The organism is Naasia lichenicola (assembly GCF_004801885.1).
Lineage (GTDB): Bacteria > Actinomycetota > Actinomycetes > Actinomycetales > Microbacteriaceae > Naasia > Naasia lichenicola.
The window spans coordinates 49458-65826 of record NZ_SSSM01000006.1 but is presented as its reverse complement, the minus strand read 5'-3'; the positions used below and the strand labels follow the sequence as shown (position 1 = coordinate 65826).

The window sequence follows — 16369 nt, the reverse complement described above, 5'->3', positions numbered from 1 at the left end:
GGCGACTCCGGACGCCAGGCCTCGATACAGCCCAGGCGGGCCTACTCGACCACCGATTGCGCGCCTCAGTCGTTGGTCGAGTAGGGCGCCCCGCGCCCGTATCGAGGCCCTTCGCCCCCAGGACCGATTCAGAGCGGGAGGGAGACGTCCTCGCCGAGCCACTTCTCGGCCAGGTGATCGGCGATGACGCGGCGGATCGTGCCCGAGCGCGCACGCAGCACGATGGACTCGGTGCGGATGATCGGTCCCTTGCGGCGCACGCCGTCGACCAGCCCGCCGTCGGTGACGCCCGTGGCGACGAAAAACGTATTCTCGCTGCGGACGAGCTCGTCGGCGGAGTACACGTAGTCGAACTGGAGGCCGGCATCGAGCCCCTTCTGGCGCTCCTCGTCGGTCTTCGGCGCGAGCCGACCCTGGATCAGGCCGCCGAGCGCCTTGATCGCGCACGCGGTCGCGACGCCCTCGGGGCTGCCGCCGGTGCCGACGCAGATGTCGATCCGGGTCTCGTAGCGGGCCGCGTTGATGCCGCCCGCGACGTCGCCGTCGAGCAGCAGACGAGTTCCGGCGCCGGCCGCACGGATGTCCTCGATCAGCTGCGCGTGCCGGGGGCGGTCGAGGACGGCGACGACCATCTCCTCGACGGCCTTGCCCTTGGCCTTGGCCAGCGCGCGGATATTCTCGCCGATCGGCTTGCGGATGTCGACGATGCCGATGCCCTCGGGTCCGGTGACGATCTTGTCCATGTAGAACACGGACGACGCGTCGAGCATCGAGCCGCGGTCGGCGACGGCGATCATCGACAGCGCGTTCTGACGGCCTGCAGCAGTGAGCGACGTGCCGTCGATCGGATCGACCGCGATGTCGCAGGCAGGCCCGCGGCCGTTGCCGACGTGCTCGCCGTTGTAGAGCATCGGCGCCTTGTCCTTCTCCCCCTCGCCGATCACGACGACGCCGTCGAAGTTCACGGTTCCGAGGAATGCCCGCATCGCGTCGACCGCGGCCTTGTCGGCGGCGTTCTTGTCGCCGCGGCCGATGAACGGCACGGCGCGGATGGCGGCGGCCTCGGTGGCGCGCACCAGCTCCATGGCCAGGTTGCGATCGGGATGCAGGAAGAGCGTTGCCGTGTCGGTGCTGACCATGGGGAAGTCCCTTTCGGGCGACGACGCCCAGTTATCGACCCGGCGGGTGCGTTCTCCCGGGTGCTTGAAGCCTATCGAGCGGATGTGGCGGCCTCAGGCGCGCAGTCGAGCGCCTCGAGCACGCCGATCAGGGCATCGGGACCACCCACATTGCCGGGCACGACGATGTACAGGAGCTCCCGTCCGTCGCGGACGGGGACCGACCAGACCGAGATGCCGGGCAGCACCTGGCCGAGCACCTTGGCGGTGGTCGCCCCCATGCCGACGCGCGCGACCTCGGCCGAGGTGATACCGCCCTTGGAGACGACGACTTCGGCCTCCGGCAGCGCAGCGGCGACCGCCGTGGTGAGGGCGACCATCACCCTCTCCCCGTGGGCGAGCGTGTTGTGCTCGCTGGAGCGGGTCCGGTCGGTCGTCACCACCGCGAATCGTCGCCTGCCAAGGAGGTCCGACGCGACCGTGCCGATGCGGGTGCCGGCGCCCACGGGATCGGCGAGAGCGTCCGCTGTCGGGATGACCGTCGCCGGGCCGAACAGCTCGGAGACCGCCTCGAGTTGCGCGGTGGCGCCGTCGGTGTGCGAGCCGCAGACGAGCAGCGTCGAGCGGGGGGCGTCGACGAGCGGTCGCGCCAGCAGCCCGCTGCTCTCCACCCCGGCGAGCGCGGCGGCCAGTGGCGACGCCGAGCGCACGACGATCGACGTGCCGTTCGCGCGTGCCGACCGGACTGCCGCCGCGACGAGGCGCACGTCGTCTCCGGTCTCGACATCGGGAAGCACGACGGTGCCGGGGGCGGCCGAGGTCAGAGCGGCCGCGAGGCCGCCTGCCCGGACGGCAGGCAGCGGCACGGAGACCGCCGTTCGGCCCGACTTCTCGGCGACGTAGTCCGCGAGCACAGACGTGCCGAACGGGAACACCGGATCGTCTGCGTACTCGGTGAGATGCGCCTCGATGGGCGTTCCTCCGACGGAGACGTAGTGCACGCCGTCGATGGTCGTCCGGCCGCCCTCGGGGAACGCCGGCACGAAGATCAGCACCGACCGGTCGTCGAGGAACACCTCGGACTCGGCGAAGACGTGACCGCGCAGGGTCGAGTCGCCACGGAGCACGAACTGCACCTCCTCCCCCAGTCGCTCGGCCACGCTCAAGCCGATCCGACGCACCTCGGCGACCAGCGCAACGGCCTCCGGCTGGGCGATGGCGCGGCTGTTGGTCAGCACGTAGACGCTGTCCGCATCACGCAGTGCGGTGAACAGCGACTCCTCATCCGATGCGAGCAGCACGGTGACGTTGCTCGCGGACTGGGTGCCGGTGGGGTCGTCGTCGAGGACGATGGTCTTCATTGCTGCCTCTGGGTCGTCGGGACGTGGAGCGCTGAGCGATTCCGGCGCCAGGCGGGCGCCACGTCGGAGGGACGGGACGCACGCGCGCGGCGCCGGAACGCACAGCCGGGTGGGGTGGGTCAGTCGTTCGAGGCGATGTAGGCCTCGACCTCCGCCTTCTGCTTCGCGCCCCAGGTCTCGCGGGTGAGCGCGACACCGACGAGGCCGATCAGGCCGACGGCGAGATAGATCAGCGCGACTCCGCCCCAGCCGGCGCCTACCGCGACCGCGGCGGCGATGAGCGGGATGAAGCCGGAGATGGCGGCGGAGAACTGGTAGCCGAGCGATGCGCCCGAGGTACGGGTGTTGGTGGCGAACAGCTCGCTGAAGTACGCGCCCTGGGTGCCTGCGAGCATGTCGTGGATGACGGGCAGACCGATGATGTAGACGAGCACGATGAGCGCGGGCACACCCGTGTTGACCAGCAGGAACAGCGGGAAGGCGAACGCGACGACGAGGATGCAGCCGATCAGGTAGACCTTCCTGCGACCGATCCGGTCGCTGAGCGATCCCCAGAGGACCGTCATCGGGACGCCGATCGCCGTGGCGATGATCAAGCCGGTCAGCGCGGTGGTGCGATCGGCGAGCTCGGTCGTCGTGATGTAGGAGATCAGGTAGGTGACGATCACGTAGAAGCCGCCGGTCTCGGCGAGGCGAAGCGCGATCACGCGGAGCACGGTGCGCCAGTCGTTCTTGAGCACTGTGAGGATCGGGTTCTTGACGAGCCCGCCCTCGCGCTTGGTCTCGACGAACTCGGGCGACTCCGAGACCTTGAGGCGGATGATGATGCCCGCGATGATCAGCACGGAGCTGAACAGGAACGGCAGGCGCCACGCCAGCTCGCTGTCGAGGTTGGTCGTTGCGAGGAACGCGATGTTCGCCAGGAAGACGCCGAGCGGCACTCCCACCTGCGGGATGGCGGCATACCGTCCGCGCTTGCGCCACGGGGCGTGCTCGAACGTCATCAGGATCGCGCCTCCCCACTCGGCGCCGAACGCGAGGCCCTGCACGATGCGGATGACGGTGAGCAGGATCGGGGCGAGGATGCCGACCTGCGCGTAGGTCGGCAGCAGGCCGATGAGCACCGTAGAGATGCCCATGACGAGCAGTGCTCCGACGAGCACCGGCTTGCGGCCGATCTTGTCGCCGAGGTAGCCGCCGATGATGCCGCCGAGTGGGCGCATGGCGAAGCCGATGCCGAAGGTGAGGAAGCCGAGGAGGACGCCGACGACGGGGTCCTCGCTCGGGAAGAAGACGACGCCGAAGTAGAGCGCGGCGGCTGTGCCGTAGGCGAGGAAGTCGTAGTTCTCGACCGTGGTCCCGACGGCGCTGCCGATGGCGGTCTTGAGTCTGTCCGGCGACCCCAGGGCTGCCTGGGATCCCTTGGACTGGATGGTTGCGGTCATTGCGAGGTTCCTATCTCCTTTGATGTTGACCCAGGGTTCGACCCTGAAGAACTGGCATCAACGGAGGGCCGCCGGGTTTCCGGCGGGGCCGGAGGTCACCCGGAGGCAGTGCCTCCGACGTTGCCGATCTGGTAGAAGCTGTGAATGTGGGCTCGGACGTGCTCGACGGCACCGGCGGAGTCACGACGCGCGATGGCGTCGAGCAGCTGCCGGTGCTCGCTCCGCACGGTGGTCGCGGTGGCCCGCCAGTCGACGAGGCCTGCGTAGGCCTCGATCATCTGGCGATTGATCGCGATGCGGAGTGAGCTCATGAGGTGGGCGGTGAGGGCGTTGCCGGTCGACTCGGCGATCCGGACGTGGAAGGACGTGTCGAGCCGGTTGAATTCGGGCGTCTCGATCTCTGGGTCGTCCATCAGATCGAGGATCGCGGCGAGCTCGGTGATGTCGAGGTCACTGTGGCGATAGGCGGCCTCCGCACAGGACCACGACTCGAGCGCGATGCGCGTCTCGAGGACGTCTCGCTGGCTGAAGTGCCCCAGCGCGAGCTGGAGCTTCAGCAGGTTGACGAAGCCCTCCCCCGGCGAGGACAGCAGGACGGCTCCGCCATCCGCCCCTCCACCGCGACGGATGTCCACCACGCCGAGCGCCTCGAGCACCCGCAGCGATTCCCGGAGCGAGGGGCGTGATACGCCGAGCAGGACCGCGAGGTCCCGCTCGCTCGGCAGATGGTCGCCCGCCTTCAGCCGTCCATCGAGGATCCGATCCTCGATCTGCGACATGACCTGCTCGTACGTGCGGATCCGCTGTACGGGTTCCCAGCCGCTCTCTGCAGACACGCGGGCTCAACTCCTCGACCGACAGTGCGGGACCGGCGGGTCCGCCGACGGAGTTCATCCTAGGCACCGTGGATTTCCGCTGAGACCTGAGCCGGAGCTCAGACCGAGGCCAGGGATTCGGCGCGGAACTCGGACTCGAGCTGCTTGCGCAGCTGCACGGCCGGGAGCGTCTCGTCCGGCGCGACGTCGTCCCAGCTCACCATGCGGTCCTTCGGTACATCGCGGATGAGCTTCATCCCGTGGGCCAGACCGAGCGGCAGAGCATTGTGCTCGAGCGAGATGTGCGCGGGAGCGAGCTTGCCGAAGGCGGTGTACCCGCCCTCGCCATCGAGGATCTCCCCTGCCGTGAGGTCCTTCTTCGCGGTTGTCACGACATCGCCGCGGAAGCCGGTGGGCGATCCCGTGGGCTCTCCGCGGAGCACCGCCGAGGCGATGGAGACCCCGAGCTCGAGCCCGATCATGTGGTACGGCCGGTAGAGCGATCCGTAGCGTCCGGAGTCGTCCGTCTTGACGCCGTACTCGGCGAAGCACTGGGCGGCGTAGTCGGTCTTCGCCTCGAATGTGACGTAGACGCCCCAGCGCAGGTCGCGGACGACCTCGGTGCCGTCGCGGTTGAGGCTCGAGATCAGCTCAACAGTGCCGCGGCGGGAGAGGGTGCCCCCCTTCTCCTTCTCCTTGAGCATCTGGGGCAGATCGTCGACGCCGACAGGAGTGAAGTTGAGTCCCTCGTCCTGCGGGATGAGCCCCGTGCCGTTCGCGACGGCAGCCATCTCGATGGCCGACTTGGTGCCGTCGAGGAAGGAGTTGAACATCTTCGGGTTGAAGTCGCCGGTCGCGAGCTGCTCGTCGGTGAAGCCGTAGTAGTTCCAGACCGTGTCGGGCGTGGAGTAGTTGTACTCGGGCAGGTACTTGGTGCCCTTGCCTGCCGCCACGACGTCGAAGCCGACGGTGCGGCACCAGTCGACGAGCTCGGAGATGAGGGCGGGCTGGTCGCCGTAGGCCATCGTGTAGACGACTCCCGCGGCCCTGGCCTTGCGGGCCAGGATCGGGCCGACCATGCAGTCGGCCTCGACGTTGACCATGACGATGTGCTTGCCGTTGTCGATCGACTTCAACGCGTGGTACGTGCCGACGATCGGGTTGCCGGTGATCTCGAGGATGACCTCGATCTGCGGCACCTCGATGAGCGCGTCGCTCGAATCGGTGATGTAGGTGGTGCCGTCGCGCAGGGCCTCGGCGAACGAGCCGGCGGCGTAGCGATCGGCGGTCCAGCCCGTGCGGGCCATCGCGTCACGCGCCTTGGGCACGTTGATGTCGGCGACGCCGACGACGTGGATGGTGTCGGAGACCGAGGCCTGGGTGAGGAACATCGAGGCGAACTTGCCGGCCCCGATGACTCCGACGCGGATGGGGCCCATGGTGTCCCGGCGCTGCTCGAGCAGGCTGAAGAGGTTCATGAAGGAGCTACTCCTTTGTAGAGATGTGGCGGAAGTACTAGACCGGCGAACCGGCCGGATTAGATGGTCTGACCATCTGACTTACCGATTATGGAGCGATGGTGTGGGGCTTGTCAAGGCGGCCTCGGCGCCCCGCGAAGCCCGATCCGGCGTCGATAGACTCGGACCTGCATCGGCGCGTCGCGCCCCGAATCAAGGAGAGCCCCATGCCCGTCGCCACCCCGGAGCAGTACGCCGAGATGCTCGACCGCGCGAAGATCGAGGGCTTCGCCTACCCCGCCGTCAACGTGTCGTCGTCCTCGACGATCAACTCCGTCCTGCAGGGGCTCACCGAGGCCGGCTCGGACGGAATCATCCAGGTGACCACCGGCGGCGCCGACTACTTCGCCGGACAGTCGGTCAAGAACCGTGCGTCCGGCGCGCTGGCCTTCGCAGCATTCGCGACCGAGGTCGCCAAGAACTACCCGGTCACCGTCGCGCTGCACACCGACCACTGCCCGAAGGATGCGCTGGAGAACTTCGTCCTCCCCCTCATCGCCGCATCAGAGGATGAGGTGCGCGCCGGCCGCAACCCGATCTTCCAATCGCACATGTGGGACGGATCCGCCGTGCCGCTGACCGAGAACCTCGACATCGCGAAGGAGATCATCGCCCGCACGAAGGCGATCAACGCGATCCTCGAGGTCGAGATCGGCGTCGTCGGCGGCGAGGAGGACGGCGTCAGCCACGAGATCAACGAGCACCTGTACACCACGCTCGACGATGCGATCGCGACGATCGAGGCGCTGGGGCTCGGCGAGAACGGCCGCTATATGGCGGCGCTGACGTTCGGCAACGTGCACGGCGTCTACAAGCCCGGCAACGTCAAGCTGAAGCCCGAGCTGCTCGGTGCGATCCAGGCCGGTCTGGCCGAGAAGTACGGTCACGGGCCGAAGCCGCTCGACCTGGTGTTCCACGGTGGATCGGGATCCACCCAGGAGGAGATCACCGAGGCCGTGAGCAACGGCGTCATCAAGATGAACATCGACACCGACACGCAGTACACCTACAGCCGCTCGATCGCCGACACCGTCCTCAAGAACTACGACGGCTTCCTCAAGGTCGATGGTGAGGTCGGCAACAAGAAGGTCTACGACCCGCGCAGCTGGGGCAAGATCGCCGAGTCCGCGATGGCCAAGCGCGTCGTCGAGGCCACCCGGGAGCTCGGCTCGTTCGGCAAGTCCAAGAGCTAGCGAACGGCCTCGATACGGTCCCCAGCGCAAGCGTGCGCCGTGGGCCCAGCGGGGCGCCTCTCGTTGGTCGAGTAGGCGCGCCAGCGCCGTATCGAGGCCGTCCAGGCAGGTCAGCCGGTCTCGAGACGCTCGTTCCTCGCTCTTCGACCAACGGACTGCGTGCATTATCCGTCGGTCGAGTAGGCGCCGTTGCGCCGGATCAAGACCCGACGAGCCGGGCATCCGTTGGTCGAGTAGGCGCGTCAGCGCCGTATCGAGGCCCTCGTCGTCCTACGGCGTCGAGGTCGCGGTCGGCGCCAGCGTCGCCATCTGCTGGTCGATATAGCCGGCCAGGGCGGGATCGCCTGCCATCACCACTCCGATGAGGACCGCGCCGATGATTCCGGCGATCACCCCTGCGCTCAGTGGAGCCCAGAAGGCGAGCCGTCCGGTGCGGAGCCGCGGCAGCGCGATGGCGAACGCGAGGATCAGCAGCACGACGTGCACGACGTTGATCACGATGCCGACGACCGAGGCCACCGAATCGTTGGTGAAGCGTCCGTAGCCCGCCGCCTGGTAGACCTGGTCGAGCGTGCCGCTGAGGTCGAGCATCTGCGGGATCGAGCTGAGCGTCACATACAGGCCGATGGCCAGCAGGAAGACCGTGACGATGACATCCCACCGACGCGGCTGACGCTGTGCGGCCGCCGGCGAATCGGGCTCCGGTGAGGCGGAGCCACCGCTCGGCTCTTCCGGTTGCTTCGCAGCGCGCTCGGGGGCCGGTGCCGGCTGGTCCACCCGCGGCCCGTACTCCCCGTAGCGGGGTGCGGGACCCGACGTGGGACGATCGCTCACTGCTGCTCGCCCGAGGCCGCCGCGCTCGCAGCAGCCGCCTCGGCCGCCCGCCCCGATGCGGTGGTGCGGATCCGTCCACCGACCCCACGGGCGTCGGTGTTCCCGTTGAGGTCGCGGCGCAGCTCCTTGGGCAGGGAGAAGATGAGGTCCTCCTCCGCCGTCTTCACCTCTTCGACGTCTCCGTATCCGGCGCCGGCCAGCAGCCCGAGGACCTCGTCGACCAGCTCTTCGGGCACCGATGCGCCACTCGTGACCCCGACCGTGCGGACTCCGTCGAACCACTCCTGCTTGAGCTCGCTCGCGTAGTCCACGCGGTAGGCGGCCTTGGCGCCGTGCTCGAGGGCGACCTCGACGAGGCGGACGGAGTTGGACGAGTTGGCGGAGCCGACGACGATGACGAGATCCGAGTCGCGAGCCACCTTCTTGATCGCCACCTGCCGGTTCTGGGTGGCGTAGCAGATGTCGTCGCTCGGCGGATCCTGCAGGTTCGGGAAGCGCTCGCGGAGGCGTCGGACCGTCTCCATGGTCTCGTCGACGGACAGCGTGGTCTGGGACAGCCAGACGACCTTGTCGGGGTCCTTGACCTCGATGGTCGCGACGGCGTCGGGAGAAGTCACGAGGGTGATGTGCTCGGGCGCCTCGCCCGCAGTGCCTTCAACCTCTTCGTGGCCCTCATGGCCGATGAGCAGGATCTCGAAGTCGTCGCGCGCGAAGCGCACCGCCTCGCGGTGCACCTTAGTGACCAGCGGGCATGTCGCATCGATGGCGTGCAGCCCGCGATCGGCGGCGCCCTGGACGACGGTCGGCGCGACACCGTGCGCGCTGAAGACGATGGTGGAGCCGGTCGGCACCTCGTCGACCTCGTCGACGAAGATCGCGCCGCGCTTCTCCAGCTCGGTGACGACGTGGATGTTGTGCACGATCTGCTTGCGGACGTAGACGGGCGATCCGTAGTGATCGAGGGCCTTCTCGACGGCGATGACAGCGCGGTCGACGCCGGCGCAGTAGCCCCTCGGCGCGGCCAGCAGGACCCGCTTGCGACCGATGACGGGGGTATCCTCTAGCCTGCTCTGCACACCGCTCTGCGTGCCCGGAATCCGGGGCATGCCGAGGCCGATGGTCGTGTCTGTCACCCCCTGATCCTACTTCGGGCCGGTTCCGAGTCCGTCGGGAGCCCATCCCCGCGGCGGACCGCCTCGACGCGGCGCCCAGCCGTACCGCCAGTACCCGCCCTCAGCACCCGCCCTCAGCACCCGCCGATCGGAGAGGCACCGCATGACCGACTCCCCCGCCACCCTCGAGACGCCATGGCCGGTCCGACTGCTCTCCAGCAAGCTCAAGGGCTGGATCGATCGACTCGGCACGGTCTGGGTCGAAGGCGAGATCACCCAGTGGGGCGTCTCGGGCGGCAACGTCTACGGCAAGCTCAAGGACCTCGAGCAGCCCGCCACGGTCAGCTTCCAGATCTGGTCGTCCGTCAAGGCCAGGATCCCCTCCGACCTCAAGCAGGGCGATCGGGTGATCGCGCTCATCAAGCCCGACTTCTGGGTCAAGGGCGGATCGCTGACCATGCAGGTCTACGAGATGCGGCACGTCGGGCTGGGCGACCTGCTCGAGCGCCTCGAGCGCCTCCGCGCCGCCCTTGCGGCCGAGGGGCTCTTCGCCGCGTCGCGGAAGCGCCCGCTGCCCTTCCTGCCGCGGATGATCGGCCTGGTCACCGGTCGCGACTCCGATGCGGAGAAGGATGTGATGCGCAACGCGCAGCTGCGCTGGCCCTCCGTCGAGTTCCGCACGATCTATGCGATGGTCCAGGGCGACCGAGCAGCGAGCGAGGTGACCCGCGCCATCCGCACGCTCGATGCCGATCCCGAGATCGACGTGATCATCGTGGCCCGCGGCGGCGGCGACTTCCAGAACCTGCTCCCGTTCAGCGACGAGCAGCTGGTGCGCGCCGCGGCGGCGACCACCACCCCCCTCGTCAGTGCGATCGGCCACGAAGCGGATCGCCCTCTGCTCGACGAGGTGGCCGACCTGCGCGCCTCGACTCCCACCGACGCCGCCAAGCGCGTGGTCCCCGACGTCTCCGAGGAGCTCGCCCGGGTAGACCAGGCGCGATCCAGGATCCGCAGTCGTGTCACCCACAAGGTGTCGATCGAGGTCGATCGGATCACCGCGCTCCGCTCCCGGCCGGCGCTGGCACGCCCCTCGTGGCTCGTCGATCAGCGCGCCGATGAGCTCACCCGGTGGGTTTCGCGCGGCGAGGAGGTCACGATGCGTCTGGTCGAGCGCGGCGAGACCCAGACGATGCAGCTGGCGACCCGCGTGCGCGCGCTGTCACCGCAGAGCACGCTCGCGCGGGGGTACTCGATCGCGCAGCGTGCCGACGGCAGGCTCGTGCGAACCGTCGACGATGCGCCGGAGGGCGAGGTGCTGGCGGTGAGGCTGGCCGACGGCTCGATCGGCGCCGTCAGCACGGGCGCCCACGGGGCGGATCAGGCGCACGGCAGCGTCGTCGGAGGGGCGGAATAGAATGCCACCCGTGAGTTCAGACAGCCCCGCGACCGCTCCGTCGATCAGCGAACTCAGCTACGAGCAGGCGCGAGACGAGCTGATCCGCGTCGTCGGGCAGCTGGAACAGGGCGCCGAGACGCTCGAGCACTCCCTCCAGCTGTGGGAGCGCGGCGAGGCTCTCGCGCAGCGCTGCGAAGAGGTGCTCGTCGGTGCGCGCAGCCGCCTCGACGCCGCCCGCGCCGCCAAGGCGCCCGCCGGCGAATGAGCAAGCCCGTGCCGACAGCGGAGCGACCCGACCACGTGTGCCAGCCGACGGTCGCCGCGTGAGCCCCAAGCAGAAGCAGCCCGCGATCGTCGCCGAGCTCGGCCGCCCGGAGACGGCGGAGGAGACAGCGGCCCGCAAGGCCGAGGACAGCCGCAAGCACCGCTCGAAGCAGACCTCCACCAACCTCTGGCTGTCGCTCCTGGCCACGCTCGCGATCGCCGTCGTGCTCGTCCTCCTGGTGCCGCGCAGCGATTCCCCCGCCGATCCCGACATCGATTACACCGCCCTGGCCGTCGACGCCCAGGAAGCGGTCGACGCTCCGCTCGCGGTGCCTGTCCTCCCCGACGGCTGGAAGGCGAACGCCGCCGAGCTGCGCACCAGCACGACCGGCGGCGTCACCTCCTGGTACGTCGGCTTCATCACGCCCGAGCGCGACTTCCTCGCATACAGCCAGGGCGTCGACGGCAACAGCACCTGGCTCGCGAACCTCCTCGACGATCACCGTGTGACAGGTCAGACGACCATCGGCGGCCAGCAGTGGGACGTCTACGACGATCGAGACGACTCGGATGCCGGCAACCTCGAGTACGCCCTCGCGACCGACGTCGACGGGCAGTTCTATGCGGTCTACGGCACCGCCGAGGATGCGGAGTTCACGACCCTCGCCACCGCCCTCGCCGAGCAGATCGGAGCACCGTGACCGCCCAGAAGACCCCCGCCTCCGTGTGGGCCGAGATGGTGCGCGGCAACGAGCGCTTCATCGCGGGCGCACCCCAGCATCCTCGCCAAGACATCGAGCGCCGCGCCGAGCTCGCCCACATCCAGCAGCCCCAGGCGGCGCTGTTCGGCTGCAGCGATTCGCGCCTGGCGGCCGAGATCATCTTCGACAAGGGACTCGGCGACCTCTTCGTCGTTCGCAATGCCGGACAGGTCATCTCCGACTCGGTGATCGGCTCGCTCGAATACGCCGTCGCGGTGCTCCAGGTGCCGCTCATCATCGTGCTCGGCCACGACGAGTGCGGCGCGGTCCGCGCGGCGATCGACTCGCAGGGTCCCGATGCCCCGGCGCTGCCCGTGCACATCGAGAGGCTCGTCAGCCAGATCGTGCCGGCGGTGCGCGCCTCCGCCCCTGTGAGCGATGACGGCACCATCGACACCCGGCTGATCGATGCGCACGAGGTGGGCAGAGTCCATCTCCGCGACACCGTCAAGGCGCTGCTCGAGCAGTCCGAGCTCATCTCGGGGGCCATCGCCGACGGTAGCCTTGCCATCGTCGGCGCCAACTACCGGCTCCTCGAGGGCCAGGCGCAGCGCGACCTCGTCGTCGGCATCGTCGACTGAGGCGCTCGCACGGCACATTTCGCACGACACGTTCGCACGACCAGTTCCGCAAGATTCTCACCCCTCACCGATCAGGAGGACCACGCAGTGGTGGACACGGAGTACCGCACCGAGCACGACACGATGGGCGAGGTGCGGGTTCCCCTGAACGCGCTCTACGCCGCGCAGACCCAGCGGGCGGTGGAGAACTTCCCCATCTCGGGTGCCGGCCTCGAAGACGCGCAGATCGTGGCGCTCGCCCGCATCAAGCGCGCTGCCGCGATCGTGAACACCCAGCTCGGCCGCCTCGACGCCGACATCTCCCAGGCGATCGTCGGCGCCGCCGACCAGGTCATCGCCGGCGGCTACTTCAGCGAGTTCCCGATCGACGTCTACCAGACCGGCAGCGGCACCTCCTCGAACATGAACATGAACGAGGTGCTCGCCACCCTCGCGAGCACGGCGCTCGGCTCCCCCGTGCACCCCAACGACCACGTCAACGCCTCGCAGTCCTCCAACGACGTGTTCCCCACCTCGGTGCACATCGCCGTCACCGAGGCGCTGCTGACCCAGCTGGTCCCCTCGCTCGAGCACCTCGCGGAGTCGCTCGAGACCAAGGCCGAGGCCTGGAAGTCCATCGTCAAGTCGGGCCGCACCCACCTGATGGATGCCACCCCGGTCACCTTCGGCCAGGAGTTCGGCGGCTACGCCCGGCAGATCCGGCTCGCCATCGACCGCGTGCAGGCCACCATCCCGCGCGTCGCCGAGGTGCCGCTCGGCGGCACCGCGACGGGCACGGGCATCAACACCCCGCTCGGCTTCCCGCAGAAGGTCATCCAGGTCCTCGCCGAGGACACCGGCCTGCCGATCACCGAGGCCCTCGACCACTTCGAGGCGCAGGGCGCCCGCGATGGACTGGTGGAGGCCTCGGGAGCGCTGCGCGTGCTCGCCGTGAGTCTCACCAAGATCTGCAACGACATCCGCTGGATGGGCTCGGGCCCCAACGCCGGCCTCGGCGAGCTGCACATCCCCGACCTCCAGCCCGGCTCGTCGATCATGCCCGGCAAGGTCAACCCGGTCATCCCCGAGGCGGTGCTCATGGTGAGCGCCCGCGTCATCGGCAACGACGCCACCATCGCCTGGTCGGGAGCATCCGGCTTCTTCGAGCTGAACGTGGCGATCCCCGTGATGGGCACCGCACTGCTCGAGTCGATCCGCCTGCTGGCGAGCGCCACGCGACTGCTCGCCGACAAGACCGTCGATGGCCTCGAGCCGAACGTCGAGCACGCGCTCGCCCTGGCCGAGTCGTCGCCCTCGATCGTGACCCCACTGAACAGGATCATCGGCTACGAGGCAGCAGCCAAGATCGTCAAGCACGCCGCCGCGCACAAGCAGACGATCCGGGAGGCGGTTCTCGACCTCGGATACGTCGATCGCGGCGAGCTGACCATCGAGCAGCTCGACACTGCGCTCGACGTGCTTTCGATGACCCGTCCCGGCTGAGCTCCGCTCGCCGCGGTATGAAGTGGCTCCCCGCTGCGGATCTTTCCGTAGCGGGGAGCCTTGTTTCATAGCGGCGAGGAGCTGAGCAGCACCGCTGCCCAGAAGCCCAGCAGCAGATAGGGCCCGAACGGCATGCGGGTTCCGCGGCGTCGACGGACGACCAGCAGCACGATGGCGGCGATCCCGCCGCTGAGGAACGCCAGCATCGGGCCCAGCAGAGCGGCGTCGACGGAGATGGCGCCGAGGACGAGGCCGAGCACTCCCCCGAGCTTGACGTCGCCCATGCCCATGCCGCCGGCGAGGTTGAGCAGCAGCAGGAAGCCGAACCAGGCGGCGCCCGCGATGAGCGCCGCAGCGGGCAGACCGCCGTCGGCCACCCAGGTCAGGACGACGCTCACACCGGCGGCGGCATACCCGGGCAGCACGAGGACGTTCGGCAGCCGGTGCACGGTGAGATCGATTCGGACCAGCGCCGGGGTCACGGCCGCCAGGTAGAGCACGCCGACCAATGCGGGCGACCATCCGACAGCGATGAGCCCCACCACGGCCAGCGCCATGCCTGATCCGACCTCGAGCGTGGGGACGGCCCAGCGGCGGACCCCACGGCGACGGAGCCGAACGGCGGTGCCCGCCGACGAGTCGGTCGATTCGGATGCGGATGCGGATGCGGATGCGTCAGCTGATGCCCCGGCGGACGAGGACTCGGAGACCCGATGCGCGATCATGCCCGCACGGTAGCCGGACGACGACGTCGAATGCGGGAGTTATCCACAGCCCCGGATGCCGAACTGCCCAGTTCTGCCGCTCGCAGAGCACGTCAGGCGGCAGAACTGGGCAGTTCAGGTGGTCGGGTCGGCGGTCGCGGCTAGGCGAGCTCGTTCGACTCCAGCATCTCGGTCACGAGCGCGGCGATGGCGGAGCGCTCCGAGCGGGTCAGCGTGATGTGACCGAACAGGCCGTGGCCCTTGAGCGTCTCGATGACCGATGCGACGCCGTCGTGCCGACCGACGCGCAGGTTGTCGCGCTGCGCCACGTCGTGGGTGAGCACCACCCGGGAGTTCTGGCCGATCCGGCTGAGCACCGTGAGCAAAACATTGCGCTCGAGCGACTGGGCCTCGTCCACGATCACGAACGCGTCGTGCAGAGAGCGACCTCGGATGTGGGTGAGCGGCAGCACTTCCAGGATGCCCCGCTCGACGACCTCCTCGACCACGTTGGGCGAGACGATCGCGCCGAGGGTGTCGAAGACGGCCTGACCCCACGGGTTCATCTTCTCCTGGGCGTCGCCCGGCAGGAAGCCGAGCTCCTGGCCGCCCACCGCGTAGAGCGGGCGGAAGACCATGATCTTGCGGTGCTGCTGCTTCTCGAGCACGGATTCGAGTCCGGCGCAGAGCGCCAGCGCCGACTTCCCGGTGCCCGCGCGTCCGCCGAGCGAGACGATGCCGATTTCGGGGTCGAGGAGCATGTCGATGGCGAGCCGCTGCTCGGCGGAGCGACCGTGCAGGCCGAAAAGCTCGCGGTCGCCGCGGACGATCCGCAGCTCGTTCTTCGACGTCACTCGGCCAAGAGCCGATCCGCGTTCCGACGAGATGACGAGCCCGGTGTTGATGGGCAGGCCGTTCACGGCGTCGGTCGTGAGGCGCTCGTGGTCGTAGAGGTCGGCCACCTGGTTGCCGGAGAGGGCGATCTCGGCGATGCCGGTGTAGCCCGAGTCGACGGCGAGCTCGGCGCGGTACTCCTCGGCAGGGATGCCGATCGAGGAGGCCTTGACGCGCATCGGCAGGTCCTTCGAGACGATGACCACGTCGAGGCCGTCGTTCTTGAGGTTCATCGCGACCGCGAGGATGCGGGAGTCGTTGTCGCCCAGCTGCAGACCGGACGGCAGGGCGGACATGTTCGAGTGGTTGAGCTCCACCCGGATGGATCCGCCGTCGTCGCCGATTGGGATGGGGAAGTCGAGCCGTTCGTGGTGCACGCGCAGATCGTCGAGATTGCGCAGTGCCTGGCGTGCGAAGTACCCGATCTCCGGGTCGTTCCGCTTGGCCTCCAGTTCCGTGATGACGATCACCGGCAGCACGACGGCGTGCTCGGCGAACCGGAGGATCGCCTTGGGATCGGACAGCAGGACGGATGTGTCCAGCACGTAGGTTCGCTCACCGGTCGAGCTGCGTCCGGAGACGTGCCCCATGCTCTCGGTGCTGCGATTGGTGCCGGACGTCGAACGGGCCTCAGATGCCACAGTCTCTCCCACCCCGGGGTGCGAGCTGCTCGCACTCCGTGTATTCGAGACGGCCACGGTGGAGACGTCAACGAAACGTACTTATGTGGCCGTTTCGATCGAGTCACTTACTCGATGAGGGAACGTTACGACACGTTGGTCCATGTCGGGTACTCCCACGCGTTTCGGCACGTTACGAGAAGATTAACGATTGACCTCGGGCGCGGAATGCGCCGCTGACCTGGGATTCATCTGCGCCGACGTCCGCG

At 68.6% G+C, this 16369-nt stretch carries 15 protein-coding genes; 6 read left to right on the top strand and 9 right to left on the bottom strand.

Features of this window, described 5'->3' with window-relative positions:
- Window positions 1–128 precede the first annotated feature (128 nt).
- From glpX to E6C64_RS16525, 5 genes are all read right to left on the bottom strand, one after another.
- Entirely contained in the window at window positions 129–1139 is a 1011-nt protein-coding gene (glpX, locus tag E6C64_RS16545) for a class II fructose-bisphosphatase (RefSeq protein ID WP_136428798.1), read from the bottom strand.
- Between the two features lie 71 nt (window positions 1140–1210).
- A complete protein-coding gene (locus E6C64_RS16540; RefSeq protein ID WP_136428797.1) occupies window positions 1211–2479 on the bottom strand; it encodes a four-carbon acid sugar kinase family protein in 1269 nt (422 codons plus the stop codon).
- A gap of 119 nt (window positions 2480–2598) precedes the next feature.
- A complete protein-coding gene (locus E6C64_RS16535; protein ID WP_136428796.1) occupies window positions 2599–3924 on the bottom strand; it encodes an MFS transporter in 1326 nt (441 codons plus the stop codon).
- A gap of 95 nt (window positions 3925–4019) precedes the next feature.
- Window positions 4020–4760 carry a FadR/GntR family transcriptional regulator gene (locus E6C64_RS16530; protein WP_136428795.1) on the bottom strand — a complete coding sequence of 247 codons (741 nt, stop codon included), beginning with the start codon at window positions 4758–4760 and terminating at the stop codon, window positions 4020–4022.
- A 98-nt stretch (window positions 4761–4858) separates the two neighbouring features.
- The gene (locus E6C64_RS16525) at window positions 4859–6217 is read right to left on the bottom strand and encodes an NAD(P)H-dependent oxidoreductase (protein ID WP_136428794.1); all 1359 of its coding nucleotides are present in this window, start codon (window positions 6215–6217) and stop codon (window positions 4859–4861) included.
- Between the two features lie 206 nt (window positions 6218–6423).
- Here E6C64_RS16525 and fbaA point away from each other — a divergent pair, with 206 nt between their 5' ends.
- Window positions 6424–7449 (top strand): class II fructose-bisphosphate aldolase, encoded by a 1026-nt coding sequence (fbaA, locus tag E6C64_RS16520; RefSeq protein ID WP_136428793.1) that lies wholly within the window; start codon window positions 6424–6426, stop codon window positions 7447–7449.
- 270 nt (window positions 7450–7719) lie between these two features.
- Here the strand turns inward: fbaA and E6C64_RS16515 are convergent, their stop codons facing one another.
- Together E6C64_RS16515 and E6C64_RS16510 are read right to left on the bottom strand one after the other, a co-directional pair.
- Window positions 7720–8283 (bottom strand): DUF6264 family protein, encoded by a 564-nt coding sequence (locus E6C64_RS16515; RefSeq protein ID WP_136428792.1) that lies wholly within the window; start codon window positions 8281–8283, stop codon window positions 7720–7722.
- A complete protein-coding gene (locus tag E6C64_RS16510) occupies window positions 8280–9389 on the bottom strand; it encodes a 4-hydroxy-3-methylbut-2-enyl diphosphate reductase (protein WP_136429291.1) in 1110 nt (369 codons plus the stop codon). Before E6C64_RS16510 ends, E6C64_RS16515 begins: the two co-directional genes overlap by 4 nt.
- A gap of 169 nt (window positions 9390–9558) precedes the next feature.
- Between E6C64_RS16510 and xseA the strand changes: the two genes are divergently transcribed.
- From xseA to E6C64_RS16485, 5 genes are all read left to right on the top strand, one after another.
- Window positions 9559–10812: an exodeoxyribonuclease VII large subunit gene (xseA, locus tag E6C64_RS16505; protein ID WP_136428791.1), complete on the top strand. Its 1254-nt coding sequence runs from the start codon at window positions 9559–9561 to the stop codon at window positions 10810–10812.
- 1 nt (window position 10813) lies between these two features.
- The gene (locus E6C64_RS16500; protein WP_136428790.1) at window positions 10814–11059 is read left to right on the top strand and encodes an exodeoxyribonuclease VII small subunit; all 246 of its coding nucleotides are present in this window, start codon (window positions 10814–10816) and stop codon (window positions 11057–11059) included.
- 58 nt (window positions 11060–11117) lie between these two features.
- The gene (locus tag E6C64_RS16495; protein WP_136428789.1) at window positions 11118–11759 is read left to right on the top strand and encodes a DUF4245 domain-containing protein; all 642 of its coding nucleotides are present in this window, start codon (window positions 11118–11120) and stop codon (window positions 11757–11759) included.
- A 35-nt stretch (window positions 11760–11794) separates the two neighbouring features.
- Window positions 11795–12400 carry a carbonic anhydrase gene (locus E6C64_RS16490; RefSeq protein WP_136429289.1) on the top strand — a complete coding sequence of 202 codons (606 nt, stop codon included), beginning with the start codon at window positions 11795–11797 and terminating at the stop codon, window positions 12398–12400.
- 87 nt (window positions 12401–12487) lie between these two features.
- Window positions 12488–13882, top strand: a complete 1395-nt coding sequence (locus tag E6C64_RS16485) for a class II fumarate hydratase (RefSeq protein ID WP_136428788.1) — start codon at window positions 12488–12490, stop codon at window positions 13880–13882.
- A gap of 65 nt (window positions 13883–13947) precedes the next feature.
- On the opposite strand, the gene E6C64_RS16480 is transcribed toward E6C64_RS16485, so the two are convergent.
- Together E6C64_RS16480 and phoH2 are read right to left on the bottom strand one after the other, a co-directional pair.
- Window positions 13948–14607, bottom strand: coding sequence for a prepilin peptidase (locus E6C64_RS16480; RefSeq protein WP_136428787.1), 660 nt, complete (start codon window positions 14605–14607; stop codon window positions 13948–13950).
- 140 nt (window positions 14608–14747) lie between these two features.
- Entirely contained in the window at window positions 14748–16070 is a 1323-nt protein-coding gene (gene phoH2 / locus E6C64_RS16475; RefSeq protein ID WP_136429287.1) for an RNA 5'-3' helicase PhoH2, read from the bottom strand.
- Window positions 16071–16369 lie beyond the last annotated feature (299 nt).

What these genes read in the sequence shown, in the direction of transcription:
- glpX (WP_136428798.1), bottom strand. Translation starts at nt 1,139, where the DNA reads ATGGTCAGCACCGACACGGCAACGCTCTTCCTGCATCCCGATCGCAAC.
- E6C64_RS16540 (WP_136428797.1), bottom strand. Translation starts at nt 2,479, where the DNA reads ATGAAGACCATCGTCCTCGACGACGACCCCACCGGCACCCAGTCCGCG.
- E6C64_RS16535 (WP_136428796.1), bottom strand. Translation starts at nt 3,924, where the DNA reads ATGACCGCAACCATCCAGTCCAAGGGATCCCAGGCAGCCCTGGGGTCG.
- E6C64_RS16525 (WP_136428794.1), bottom strand. Translation starts at nt 6,217, where the DNA reads ATGAACCTCTTCAGCCTGCTCGAGCAGCGCCGGGACACCATGGGCCCC.
- fbaA (WP_136428793.1), top strand. Translation starts at nt 6,424, where the DNA reads ATGCCCGTCGCCACCCCGGAGCAGTACGCCGAGATGCTCGACCGCGCG.
- E6C64_RS16510 (WP_136429291.1), bottom strand. Translation starts at nt 9,389, where the DNA reads ATGCCCCGGATTCCGGGCACGCAGAGCGGTGTGCAGAGCAGGCTAGAG.
- xseA (WP_136428791.1), top strand. Translation starts at nt 9,559, where the DNA reads ATGACCGACTCCCCCGCCACCCTCGAGACGCCATGGCCGGTCCGACTG.
- E6C64_RS16500 (WP_136428790.1), top strand. Translation starts at nt 10,814, where the DNA reads ATGCCACCCGTGAGTTCAGACAGCCCCGCGACCGCTCCGTCGATCAGC.
- E6C64_RS16490 (WP_136429289.1), top strand. Translation starts at nt 11,795, where the DNA reads ATGGTGCGCGGCAACGAGCGCTTCATCGCGGGCGCACCCCAGCATCCT.
- E6C64_RS16480 (WP_136428787.1), bottom strand. Translation starts at nt 14,607, where the DNA reads ATGATCGCGCATCGGGTCTCCGAGTCCTCGTCCGCCGGGGCATCAGCT.
- phoH2 (WP_136429287.1), bottom strand. Translation starts at nt 16,070, where the DNA reads ATGGGGCACGTCTCCGGACGCAGCTCGACCGGTGAGCGAACCTACGTG.